The 12,119-nt window shown below is 60.9% G+C and carries 8 protein-coding genes, 1 tRNA gene and 1 pseudogene; 4 read left to right on the forward strand and 6 right to left on the reverse strand.

Annotation, left to right across the window (positions count from 1 at the left end; all coding sequences use genetic code 11):
• Positions 1-402: 402 nt before the first annotated feature.
• Positions 403-693: a hypothetical protein gene (locus NEZ08_RS03425; RefSeq protein ID WP_298103526.1), complete on the reverse strand. Its 291-nt coding sequence runs from the start codon at positions 691-693 to the stop codon at positions 403-405.
• A gap of 113 nt (positions 694-806) precedes the next feature.
• Here NEZ08_RS03425 and NEZ08_RS03430 point away from each other — a divergent pair.
• Positions 807-882: transfer RNA gene (locus tag NEZ08_RS03430), tRNA-Lys, on the forward strand.
• 1,030 nt (positions 883-1,912) lie between these two features.
• On the opposite strand, the gene NEZ08_RS03435 is transcribed toward NEZ08_RS03430, so the two are convergent.
• The 3 genes from NEZ08_RS03435 to NEZ08_RS03445 all read right to left on the reverse strand — a co-directional run bounded on the left by NEZ08_RS03435 (position 1,913) and on the right by NEZ08_RS03445 (position 6,440).
• Positions 1,913-2,584 carry a hypothetical protein gene (locus NEZ08_RS03435; protein ID WP_298103529.1) on the reverse strand — a complete coding sequence of 224 codons (672 nt, stop codon included), beginning with the start codon at positions 2,582-2,584 and terminating at the stop codon, positions 1,913-1,915.
• A 263-nt stretch (positions 2,585-2,847) separates the two neighbouring features.
• On the reverse strand, positions 2,848-5,682 hold the full coding sequence (locus NEZ08_RS03440) for a glycosyltransferase (protein ID WP_298103532.1): 2,835 nt from the start codon (positions 5,680-5,682) through the stop codon (positions 2,848-2,850).
• Positions 5,683-5,888: 206 nt separating this feature from the next.
• Entirely contained in the window at positions 5,889-6,440 is a 552-nt protein-coding gene (locus NEZ08_RS03445) for a beta-1-3, beta-1-6-glucan biosynthesis protein (protein WP_298103534.1), read from the reverse strand.
• A 252-nt stretch (positions 6,441-6,692) separates the two neighbouring features.
• Between NEZ08_RS03445 and NEZ08_RS03450 the strand changes: the two genes are divergently transcribed.
• Positions 6,693-8,318, forward strand: coding sequence for a beta-(1-6) glucans synthase (locus tag NEZ08_RS03450; RefSeq protein WP_298103536.1), 1,626 nt, complete (start codon positions 6,693-6,695; stop codon positions 8,316-8,318).
• Here NEZ08_RS03450 and NEZ08_RS03455 read toward each other — a convergent pair.
• Together NEZ08_RS03455 and NEZ08_RS03460 are read right to left on the reverse strand one after the other, a co-directional pair.
• Positions 8,278-8,658, reverse strand: a complete 381-nt coding sequence (locus NEZ08_RS03455) for a hypothetical protein (protein WP_298103538.1) — start codon at positions 8,656-8,658, stop codon at positions 8,278-8,280. The two genes, NEZ08_RS03450 and NEZ08_RS03455, sit on opposite strands and share 41 nt — an antisense overlap.
• A 168-nt stretch (positions 8,659-8,826) precedes the next feature.
• Positions 8,827-10,260 carry a hypothetical protein gene (locus NEZ08_RS03460; RefSeq protein ID WP_298103541.1) on the reverse strand — a complete coding sequence of 478 codons (1,434 nt, stop codon included), beginning with the start codon at positions 10,258-10,260 and terminating at the stop codon, positions 8,827-8,829.
• A gap of 181 nt (positions 10,261-10,441) precedes the next feature.
• Here NEZ08_RS03460 and glmU point away from each other — a divergent pair, with 181 nt between their 5' ends.
• Together glmU and NEZ08_RS03470 are read left to right on the forward strand one after the other, a co-directional pair.
• Positions 10,442-11,800, forward strand: coding sequence for a bifunctional UDP-N-acetylglucosamine diphosphorylase/glucosamine-1-phosphate N-acetyltransferase GlmU (glmU, locus tag NEZ08_RS03465; protein ID WP_298103543.1), 1,359 nt, complete (start codon positions 10,442-10,444; stop codon positions 11,798-11,800).
• 134 nt (positions 11,801-11,934) lie between these two features.
• A pseudogene (locus tag NEZ08_RS03470) lies at positions 11,935-12,119 on the forward strand (glutamine--fructose-6-phosphate aminotransferase); the annotation flags it as partial.

A 12,119-nucleotide genomic window follows, 5' to 3' on the forward strand; every position in this document is an offset into this window, starting at 1 on the left:
ATGGCCAAGCACCTGGAGACTATTTGCCACCCCGAAATACGGAGGAGTATTGGAGCCTTGTGAATCACGGCTTCACAGGAAGAGATATTTCTCGACCGGGTGGCGAATCGCCGTCGATAAATCCGTCAGGCAGCTAGGCGCATCGAAAACTCGATCCATTCGAGCGGCTCCGGATTTGCTCCGGGGCCGTTTGCGTCTCGCGGGGGCGAAAAAAATTCTTGCTGATAAGCGCCAGCCTCGGCGAAGGATTTTGCCCAGCTAAGGCGCAGTAAAGGGCGCGGGCTACGGCTTTGCCTGGCACGCCGCGTTATCGACCTAACCGCGCTCCGAAAGATACCCTGCCACCGGAAGCATTGAGCTGCGAGCGCTGGTGTTTACCAGGGGTAAGGCGCCCGCGTATCGCTAAAGTTCCCAACGAAGAATTGGCATGAACATATTGGTTCCCTTGCGAATGCGGGACCGTGGAGGCTGTTGATATCCGGCTTTGCCGAGTTGCGGGTTCGCAGCGGAATCGCCTAGCGTTTGCTCGGGGTAGGCAAATGAGAGCATCACGATGGCTTCATCTGCCTTGGAGAACGCACTTACCGCGACCTGCATCATCGTCGCCGTTATCGTTGTGTGCTGGGGAATCAAAATCCTGGCAGCGTAACCGAGCAGGCGAACGCGAAGCGGGTGACCGGCTTTCCTCGCCATATGCGTTGGTTTGCCCGGACCTGCTTTCGGATTTCCAGGACGCGGGCTCCACTGCGTGTGCAGCGCGTGCTATTGACCCGCATTCGCCAGCCACCTACACAGCGCCCTTGAGCGAGCGCGTAGCTCAGACGGTAGAGCACGTGACTTTTAATCACGGGGTCCTGGGTTCGATCCCCAGCGCGCTCACCAATGAAATCAATGACTTATCATGCCCTTTTGTGCAGCTGGTTGATTTGTTCAGGTTACGACTGTCCAGGAACAACGCTGGACGGGCGCGGCGCGCCGCGCATCATTGGGCCGTGAAGCTGCTAGCGTGCGTGACTACTCCGCCAGCGCCCGCCCCGCCCTACAGCCGGTTTCCGAACCGGCTGGAGTAGAGACCTATGCAGAGCATGCCGGAGCTGAGCAGTGCCGCTTTGCGAATGAGCAGCGAAGATAAACCCAGCTCATTGTGCGTGAGTGCCGCGAGCGCGGCTGCAACCACTGCGGCGACAATGAGGAATGCAAGGGTTCTGGCCATCATGGCCGAATATAGGCGAACCTTTACTCGTCACAACCGCGTCGGCAGGCGCAGGGGGTGTCCGCATTCTCATAGGTTAGTGCCGCGGCCCAACAGAGCTTCGGAATGAAACCATTTCTCGATAGCCGCAACACATTCCTGAAACAGAACGCGCGCAAGGTTCTTGGCCACATTAAGGACGGGGGATGGTCATGTGGGCATTCGTCGAAGACATCTATCGCGAATACTGCCGGGCGCGCCTGCATGAAATGCGCAAGTACGAGCGGTCTCGCTGAGCCAGGGCCGCCCCGACAGCGAATGCTTGGATGCGAACCAGCTCACATCCTTGCGGCACGAGACCAGCTAAAGTTGATTTCGCGAAGGATTTTGGGGGCACAGTAAGACAGGCGCAGGGACAAGGTTTTCGAGCCCGACGGCGCATTTTTTATCGCCTGAAATGATGAAAACGAGAGGGAGGACACCATGGGATGGTTTGACAGCCTGTTTGGAAGAACCCCGCGACCCGCCGATGGGCTCTTTGCCAGATTGAGACGGAAATCACAGGCGCCCACCGATCCTGATCTTCTGAAGATAGCCAAGGACCGAAAAGGGCATGTTTCACGGAAGGCCGTGCACGCAGAATACAATCGGCTGATACTGGAGAAGTACGCCCACGACAAAGCGTGACTTCCAGCTTCACGTACGCCGCGATCGCCCGCGTCAACCTTCCGGACTTTGCTCAGCACCGAAGCCTTGGGCCGGTGCGGTCGTTAGGGGCGCGCCTCCAACCGAAACGGGGCCAACCGGCTTTGGCAATCGAACCCACTTCTTGCGGGCCATTGCGGAGAGCCGGTTGTGCGCCCGTCCTTTGGGAATCGAGGAGGTTATCTCCGGCGCAATCGCGTTTTGTAGCGTGTCGACTTTCGCCATCAGCGTCGAAAGCTGAGTAGATATCTTTTTGATATCGGACTGTTCGTCGGTCAGGCTCTGCCTTAACCCAAGAAGCGCTGTGGTATCCCGCTGAAGCAACGCAGTGTTTTGTTGCAATGATGAGTTGTTCGCCTGCAGTGCCTCCTGCAGCGAGGCGGCGTGTTGCTGCTGGGTGGATTGAATATCCGTCAGGGCGACGAGCACCGGGTCCGGTTTTGGAGCCGAAGCTTTCTCGTGCGGAAGCAGTTCTGCCAGCCGGTTGATATCTGGCAAAGACAGGCTGACATTCGGCAGCGGGATTTCAAACGATGACGGCAGTGTGTAGATGGCCGCCGTGCCGTTGATGGCCAAGGCCAGCATCGACAGAGCCAGGATCGACTTCCGACTCGCCCGTCCGCTCGGCGCTTGGGCCTCGGGTTGTTCGGTTTGGTTCGGCGCTTCCGATGTGCTGGTTACCTGCATTGACTCAATACCTGAACAAAAGGAGCCGCCGCTGGATCGTCCTCGCGACGTCTCCTTTACGCGTGCCCACCTCTAACTGCGGCAGATTATGCGCTGACGAGATTAATTCCCGGTTAGCGTGTCAGCGCCTGGCGAGCATTGCGTGTACGGTTGCGCTTCGTGCGCGATCCGAGCGCAAGATCGCCCTGGCAACGCATTCCCGACGGCCAAGGAATTATTCAACCGCATAGTCGCATCGCAAGCAGCGAAACGGGATGGCGGCGTCAGCTCACCTCGGAGCGAATTTCGCTTGGGATCGGCTGCGAAGGCGAGCGTACGGAAGGCAGCGCCACCGGCCTCAGGCCGATCAGTTCGGCGGTGCGGATCCCGGCGTCATGCCAGAACTTGAACGAGTTGACCCGTGAACTCTCCAGGATCGCGATCGCCACGGCGGAAAGAAACGGAAGGCTTTCCAGGACCAGCACGCCGGCGAAGATGTAGATTTCGCGGATCTGCTTGGAATTATTCGTGACCACCAGCACGGCTGCGCCAACTAGGAGCAGCACACCGATCACCGCTTCCCAAAACGCCTGAAACTCGATCGACATTCGCGACAGGCCGCCTTTGGAGGTGCGCGCGAACGGCAAATGCTCGGTAATCAGCCCCTGTGCGACGGCGCGCGCCACCGTCCACTGAACGCTCATGGCCGCGATCATTGCGCCCAGCATCTGTCCCCATTTCACCGGCACGCGCAGCCGGTAGAGAATGAGGAAATGCGCCAGCGTCACCACAAAAGCTGCAATGATCGGCAGCGTCAGAATCTTGTCGGGAATGGCGATGTCGGCGAAAGCGACGATCGGCACCCAGATCAGATTGAGGAGCGCGACCACAACGCCCAGCGATTCCGCGCCGAGCCAGTTCAGCCAGCCCAGCAAAAACTCGCGCTTTTGATCGCGCGAGAGACGGCTCGCGCCTGGCAGGAAACGCCGCCAGTGCTTCTTGACGATCTGGAAGCCGCCATAGGCCCAGCGGTGGCGCTGCTTTTTGAACGCCTCATAGGTGTCCGGCAATAGACCATGGCCGTAGCGATAGTTCGTATAGAGCGTCAGCCAGCCATGCTCGACGATGTTCAAGCCGAGATCGGTATCCTCGCAAATGGTGTCGCCAGCCCAGCCGCCCGCCATATCCATCGCGGCACGGCGGATCAGGCACATCGTACCATGCACGATGATCGCGTTCTCCTCGTTGCGTTGAACCATGCCGATGTCGAAGAAGCCGGCATATTCGCCGTTCATGATGTAGTGCATCAGCGAGCGGTCGCCGTCGCGGTGATCCTGAGGCGCCTGTACGAGCCCGACGCGAGGATCGGCAAAGACAGGCACAAGGTCTTTTAGCCAGTCTGGACCGACGACGTAATCCGCATCGATGACCCCGATGATCTCGGCGTCCGCCGCGGTCCGCTCCATGGCGATGCGCAAGGCGCCGGCCTTGAACCCCTGGACCTTCTCGGCATTGATGAACTTGAAGCGCTCGCCGAGCGCCCGGCAATGATCCTGGATCGGCTGCCAGAATGCCGGGTCGGGCGTGTTGTTGATGATCACCACGCATTCGAAATTCGGATAATCAAGCCGGGAAACCGCATCGAGCGTGGCTTTCAGCATCTCCGGAGGCTCGAAATAGGCCGGGATATGGATCGAGACTTTCGGAAAGCTGACGCTGTCGCCAATGGTCGCGGGCACCGTGGGTGCACCTTTGACGAGGAGACGGCGCGGCTTGCGTCCAAAGGCGATAGAGGCAATTTCCTCCACCCGAGCCATCGCGATCAGGATCAGCGGAACCAGCAAAATCAGACCCAGCGTCAGAGCGAGGGATGAGCCGAAGACGAAGTAGTGCCCGTTCCAAAAGGCGAAGACGGTGGCGGCCCAGGCCCCGACACCGTTCGCCGCCGTCGATAATGTCAGTGCCTGGAGGATCGTCGGCCGCGCCAGCCGCAAGATCGGCAGCGACATCAGAATGCCGACGAGCACGGCAATGCCTGCAAGCTTCCAGTAGTCCGGATTGACGATCGGGCCTGTCCAATTGAACTTGGGCTCGCCGGCGTTGTTGAGGACGCCCCAGTAAGGACCGACACCGCCCTCGAAATATTTCCAGGGCCGGTCGATGCCCTCGACGATGTTGAAGTCCACGCCGATCGCTTCGGCGCGGGTGACGAAATTGCGCAGCACCGTTGCCTGTTCGAATAGGCCGGGCACGGCCTTGCCGAGGTTGTACCCCGCGCTCGGCCAGCCGAATTCCGCGATCATGACGCGCTTGCCCGGGAACTGGTTGCGGAGGAATTGGTAGCGGTTGATGGCCTGATCGACCGCTTCGGTCGACGAGAACCGTTCCCAATAAGGCAGCACGTGCGCGGCAATGAAATCGGCCGCGTAGCCGAGATCGGGATGCTCGCTCCAGACGCTGTAGATATCACCGGTCGTCACCGGCACATTGACGGACTTCTTGACCCGCTGGATCAGCCGGATCAGCCGATGGGCGTTATTTTCATCGTTGGCCCATTTCAATGCTTCAGCCCTCTTGTTCTCGGGCTGAGCTTCGGCGTCCTTGATTCGCTGGGCTTCCTCGGCAGCTATGCGTTTGGTCTCTTCGGCAAACGCGTCCCGCTGCGAAGGCGCCACCAGGTTTTCGACGGGAATTTGCTGGTCGGTGAAGATCGTCTCGTTGCCGGCAACGATGCCGATGACGTTGCTGTTATGCCTGGCCAAATCGATGGCGGCCTCGATCTCTCGATTATTGCGGTCGATGTCCTTGGCAATCCAGATGCCGAGCATGACCTTCATGCCGAACTCGGCTGCGATCGGCGGCACCAGTTCGCTGCCTTCCGTCGACGTATAGAGACGGATCGCGCGGGTAACCGTGGAGAGCTTCTTCAGATCATCCCGAACCTTGTCCGCGTCAGCAGCCGGGTCAGCCGCGGCATTATGACCGGGTTCGAAAGGCGTGTAGGAGACGCTCGGCAGGACACTTGTGAAATCAGGAGCCTGCCGCTTGTCCTGAAAAAAAAACCAAAGCGCGGCGTGAGCGGCGGTAACCAACAACAAGACGGCGACGACGGCGCGCATCGCAACTAACCATTCGGGGCTTGCAGTGGGATGAAGCGAACCCGTCCCCAAGGTTCGGCCGACACGGGAGCGATTCCAAAGATAATCCTGCCGCGCGATTTAACAACTGGTATGCGTATGAAGGAATGGCGTTTTGAGGGCGCGCAGCCGGAGGCTAGGCTGTAACCTTCTCAGAACCTGTCCCGTTCCTATTCCCGACGGGCAGATTACTTGGTGGCAGGTGCCGGAGCGGGCGTCGCCGCGGGAGCCGCTGTGGCGCTGCCGGCGGTCGCCGCAGGGGCGGGAGCGGCTGCCGCCTGCGGCTGGGCATTCGGATTGATCCAGCAGGCATGGATGCGGTTGTTCAGGCTGTTGGCCACCTTGTCATCGATCTGGGGCAGGAAGCGGGTCAGGCAGCGGAACGCAGCCTGGACATGGCCTCCCGGACAGCCAAACCGGTCGTACAGGTCGAGATGGCGAAAAGCGGTATCAAGATCGTCCCGGTACATCAGCTGAACGACCCGGCGGCCGAGCCAGACACATTCGGGGTTGCCAGCCGGTCCATTGATGGCATGGGCAGCTTCGGCAAATTCATCGGTTTTGCGCTGGTTTTCCTTGGCCGCTTCGGCAGCAGCAGCTGCTGACTTGCCGGACTGGTCCGCATTTTGCGGCGCGCCGCTCTGAGCGAAAGCGCCGCCTATGCCGAGCATCAGGGCCAGTCCCGGAACAACGAAATGGCGTAACACCGCAAACCGTCCCTGAAGCAACCGCTGACGCATGAATTCCCCGATTTGGTTCACAAGCAGACCCCGTCGGATCGACCGACCCGCCAACGCTTGCCGCCGAATTGGGCCTCCAATGCGGCAGACGTCCGTCGTGGAATCCCATGACGGAGATTTTGGATTTTGTCCAGCAAACCAGCAACTTTATAACTCCGTTATGCAGCCGGCTGCCGGCCGGCGCAGGAGCCGCTGCATCCCGCTCTTGGCAGATCGCCCGCGACCGGTTAATCGACGAACCCTTCGCGGAGGATGGAACAGATTACTTTTCGCACGCCGCTGGCGCTTCTCATACTATCGCTAGGTTCGATTGCCGCGGTGTGGTGGTGGCTTGCCACGCCGATATCGCTGGCGCGCGCTCCGATCGACCCAAACGCCAAACTGATGTGCGTGTCCTACGCTCCCTTCCGCGGTGACCAGAGCCCGCTATCCTCGTCAACCTACATTTCGGCCGAACAGATTTCCGAAGATCTCGCCCAACTCGCCAAGGTATCGGATTGCGTCCGCACCTATTCGATCGGAAATGGCCTCGACCAGGTCCCCGAACTCGCGGCGAGGGTGGGGCTGAAGGTTATCCAGGGAATCTGGCTGAGCAGCAACCGCCAGAAGAACGCGGTTCAGATCGCAACGGGCATCCGGCTAGCCAAGGAATTTCCATCGACCATCACGGCCCTCGTCGTCGGGAACGAGGTCCTGTTGCGCGGAGAGATGACGCAGTCGGACCTCGCTACGACGATCCGTGCCGTCAAGGCGCAGGTCCCGGTCCCTGTGACCTATGCCGACGTTTGGGAGTTCTGGCTGCGCTACCGGGAGATCTACGACGCGGTCGATTTCATCACCATTCACATCCTTCCTTACTGGGAGGATTTTCCAGTCCGCGCGAAGTGGGCTGCGGCCCATGTTCAGGCCATCCGGCATCGCATGGAAGTCGCATTTCCGGGCAAGGAGATCCTGATCGGCGAAACTGGCTGGCCGAGCAGGGGGCGCATGCGCGATGCGGCATTGCCGTCCCGCACCAACCAGGCACGGGTCGTTTCCGAAATCCTCGATCTGGCCAAGCGCGAAAATTTCCGCGTCAATCTGATCGAAGCTTATGACCAGCCGTGGAAGCGCCAGCTTGAGGGCACCGTCGGCGGCTATTGGGGACTGTTTGATTCCGTCCATCGTGCGTTGAAATATCCGCCAGGGATTGCGATCAGCAATTATCCGTACTGGAAGCTGCAAATGGCCGGCGGCATGGCACTGGCTGTCCTGACCTTTGCGGTCGGTTGGTTGGCCTTGCGCCGCAAGCCCTGGAAACCCGGGCTTGCAGCCTGGATCGCGGTCGCTATTTCCGCCACCTCGGCCGGTGCGCTGCTCGGCATCGCCGTCGACAAGATGTATTATGAAAGCTACGGCATCGGCGGCTGGTTGTTCTGGGGCTCTCTGCTGGCCGCCGGACTTGTGTCGCCCTTGTTTGGCACCCACGTGCTGATGTCAGGGCGTGGTTTGCCGACTTTTCTCGAACTGCTCGGTCCTGCCGATTATCGTGGCCGGTCGTGGATGGCCTCGATTCTGGGCCTGGCTCTGGCCATCACCACCGTCATTGGCGCCGATACTGCAATCGGCTTGACGTTCGATCCGCGCTACAAGGATTTTCCCTATGCGGCGCTGACCATGGCGGTCGTGCCATTCGCCTTGCTGTCACTGCTCAATCGCCCGAAAGAGGGCCGGCGCCCGATCGCGGAGGCGACGTTTGCCGCCTTGCTGGTGATCACGGCGGTCTATACCTTCTTTAACGAAGGTTCGAACAATTGGCAGTCGGTGTGGACCTGCGTGATTTACGTCCTGCTCGCCGCTACGCTGTGGCGGGCGCGGGCCGTGCAAATCCCAAAATAAGCAGTCCGATCGCGAGCCCCGACAGAACGACATTGTACAGCACGATGCCGAGACCGGCGGCGACCAAGCCAAGCGTCAGCAGGACGATGGATGGCCGGATGACGTGCAGGGCTGCGATGATGAGCGCGCTAATCCCGAAAACCGAATTGCGAAACAGGGTCGTCGCAAGTGCTCTCGATTTGCAGAGCAGTGTTTGCAGGCCGGCATCGCAAGCGAGCGACGTAGAGGATAGCTCAATCCCCATATAGCGCACGTAGATCGCGTAACCCACGGTGAGGAAACCCACAATCAGCAGCCACTGCACCTGATAGGGGGTGAGGCGGAACGGGGCTTTGTTCACGAAAGTGTCCTTCGGCAAGTTGGCGCGGATTTGACCCTTTTGGCTCAGATGCGCAAGGGTAAATTAAGCGGCGCCACCACAGCCTTCCTGAACACGTTCGAGAACGTCTTTCAACTATCTGAAAGGATGGGAATTTCTATCGTTTGGGCGAGAATCCGGCCGCGAGGCCTAGTGCCTGCCGAAAATCAGCGACAGCGTGGAAGGCTTTTCCTCCGGGGGCGGGGGGACATCTTCCTTGGCCTGTCGTTTGGGAGCGTAATGCCTGTGGCCATAAGATTTCGGCTTAGCCTCGGCCTCCGGTTTGGCTTGGGACGCGGGCTTGGTCTCGGAAGAGGCTTCGGTGTTCGGCTTCTGCTCGTCGGCGCCCATGGTTAGTCGCTGACCTTCGAACACCGTGGTGGTGCAGCCCCGATCACTAACGGTCAGCGAAGCGCAGATTTTTGCAGCTGCCGCCGCGTCGTTGATTGGTCCGGCCACCAGCCGCAATTGCATGCCCAGACCGTTGTTGTTTTCCTTGATGACGATGATAGGGCGCAGCGCGGTCAGCGCCGCATTGGCGCGCGACTTCAGAAGTCCACGCCATAGCGCGCGCAAACCTGGAACCGAATTGGCGCCCCCGACATCCACACCGAATTCGGTGCGGCGCGCCGCGATTTCGGTCGTCGGGTCCGGTTCGTCTTTCTCGTGTGCCTTTTCCTCGGTGGGTTTGGGCGCGACCGCGGCGATTTCTGCCGGCGCCGACGTGCCCGTCTTCGGCGCCACAGCAGGCTTAGCAGGCTCCATCAGTTTTCCTGCCACCGGATCCGGAGGAGACATCATCGGTTTTGGCGGCATCAGAGAACCGGACGGCGACATTGACGCGCTCTGCAGTGCGCTCGCCGATCCCACGGCCGGGCCCGATTCCGGTGGAAGGGATGTTGAGGCGCGCTTGTCCTGCTTCTCTGCGACGGGCTTGTCCGGGGCCGCTGGCGCGGTTGCGGCGACCGGTGTGACTATCGGGGCCGGCGCCGAGACCTTGGCCGCAGCTGGAGGCGGCTCAATGCGTGCGGTCGACGCGGTTATCGCCGGGGGCGCCGTGGCGGTCGGTGCCGGTGCCGGGGCTGAAGCTGGCGCGGGCGGCAGAGTGGAAGAGTTGCCAGCCGGAGCTGCACTCGCGCTGGTCTGGCCCGCCTTGGTCGGGCTCGAACTCGCCAGCGGCAGCGCCAACGCGGGGGCTTGCCGCGCGATCGCCCCGGTGACGGAATCGAGCCCCTGCTCAAGCACGGCAACGCGCGCGTAAAGCCGGTCGCGATCGCCGTTGAGCGTTTCGACGGCGGAAGCCAATCGGCGAGTCTCGTTCTGGCTCTCCTTGGCGGTGAGCTGGAGTTGCTGGGCCTGCTTCAACAGATCGGCGGACGCGGTCTGTTCGCGCCGCAGGCCCATCGAGGATTGATTGCTAACGAGCGCCACAACGACGGCGCCGACTGTGACAACCGCCCAGGTTCCCAGCCGCCACAGCATGCGACGGTCGAATCCGTCCTCCTCCGCGAGGAGGCCGGATAGCGCGCCGCCGGTCTCTTTAATATTCAGCCCGCCGCGCTTCCTGTCGGAATCCTTCGCCATAGGATGTCTTCGGCCCCCCAGGCCCAACCGAATCAATCGTCAAACATTAACAGGAAATCGGCCGCAATCTTCGCGGGGGCGCCATGACTCGGGCCGAATCCGGTTTCCTTTGGAGACCAAAAGGCTCTATGAGGGCGGCGGCGGTAAAGGCCGCTTAAGGTGTGGATCCTAGGGAATTTCGATGAGCGGCAGGACTGTCCTGACCATTGTGCTTGCAGCCGGCGAGGGAACGCGGATGCGCTCGTCCACGCCCAAAGTGCTGCACCCTGTTGCCGGACAGTCGCTGCTTGCTCATGTGCTGTCGGGCGCCCCCGAGGGGCCCGATACCGCCCTTGCGGTCGTTATTGGGCCGGATCAGCGGGTCGTGGCGGACGAGGCGACGCGGCATCGCGCGGACGCCGAGACATTCGTTCAGCGGGATCGCAAGGGCACGGCGCATGCGGTGCTGGCGGCGCGCGCGGCGCTGGCGCGCGGCGCAGACCATCTGATCATTGCGTTCGGCGACACGCCGCTGATTTCGGCAAAGACATTCGAGCGGCTGCGAGCAGCCTTGAACGAGGGCGCAACCCTCGCCGTGCTCGGCTTTCGCGCCGCCGATCCTTCCGGCTATGGGCGTCTGCTCGTCGAGAGCGGGCGCCTGGTGGCGATCCGCGAGGAGGCCGATGCGACCCCCGCCGAACGCGAAGTCCGGCTATGCAATGCGGGTGTGATGGCCTTTGACGGACGTAAGGCTCTTTCGATTCTCGAAAGGATCGGCAATGCCAACAGCAAAGGCGAGTACTATCTGACGGACGCGGTGACAATCGTTCGGGATCTGGGATTGGAGGCTCTCGTGATCGAAACCAGCGAGGATGAAGTGCGCGGCATCAACACCAAGGCCCAACTCGCCGAAGCCGAAAGCGTGATGCAGGCGCGTTTGCGCAACGCCGCCATGGAAGCAGGCGTGACCCTCGTCGCGCCGGAGACGATTTTCCTCGCCGCCGACACATCGTTCGGCAAGGACGTGACCATCGAGCCGTTCGTCGTGATCGGACCCGGCGTTTCGATTGCTGACGGCGCCGTGATCCACTCGTTTTCCCATGTCGTGCAGACTTCGATCGGCAAGAATGCCTCCGTCGGTCCCTATGCGAGATTGCGTCCGGGGACATCGGTCGGCGAAGGTGCGAGGATCGGCAACTTCGTCGAGACCAAGGCGGCGACGCTCGAGGCCGGCGTCAAGGTCAACCACTTGAGCTATGTCGGCGACGCCCATGTCGGCGCTAGTTCCAATATCGGCGCGGGCACCATCACCTGCAACTATGACGGCTTCAGCAAGCACAGAACCGAAATTGGCGCGGGCGCTTTCATCGGCACAAATTCGTCCTTGGTGGCGCCGGTCAAGATCGGCAAGGGCGCCTATATCGGCTCGGGCTCGGTGATCACCCGCGACGTGCCGGACGATGCGATGGCGGTTGAACGCAGCCAGCAGACCAACCGCGAAGGCGGAGCCACGCGCTATCGCGAGCTCAAGACTCGCGACAAGCGGCCAAAAGGCGGTTAAAGCAGCTCGTTAAGCCTTCCACTTAATGTTGCCTCCAGCTAACGCTGTCTCAATCCGCAATAATTATTGAATATCTCGGCGCGGCCGAGTTTCGTTAAGAAAAGCCGGTTTTTCGATCGGGGGATAACAACCGCATGTGCGGAATCATTGGCATTCTCGGGCATGGGCCGGTCGCCGAGCAATTGGTGGATTCGCTCAGGCGTCTCGAATATCGTGGCTATGATTCAGCCGGGGTCGCGACGCTGGAGGGCGATCACCTCGAGCGCCGCCGCGCCGAAGGCAAGCTCAAGAACCTCGATGCGCGCTTGCGGGAGGCGCC

This window comes from Bradyrhizobium sp. (assembly GCF_027451485.1).
Classification (GTDB): domain Bacteria; phylum Pseudomonadota; class Alphaproteobacteria; order Rhizobiales; family Xanthobacteraceae; genus Bradyrhizobium.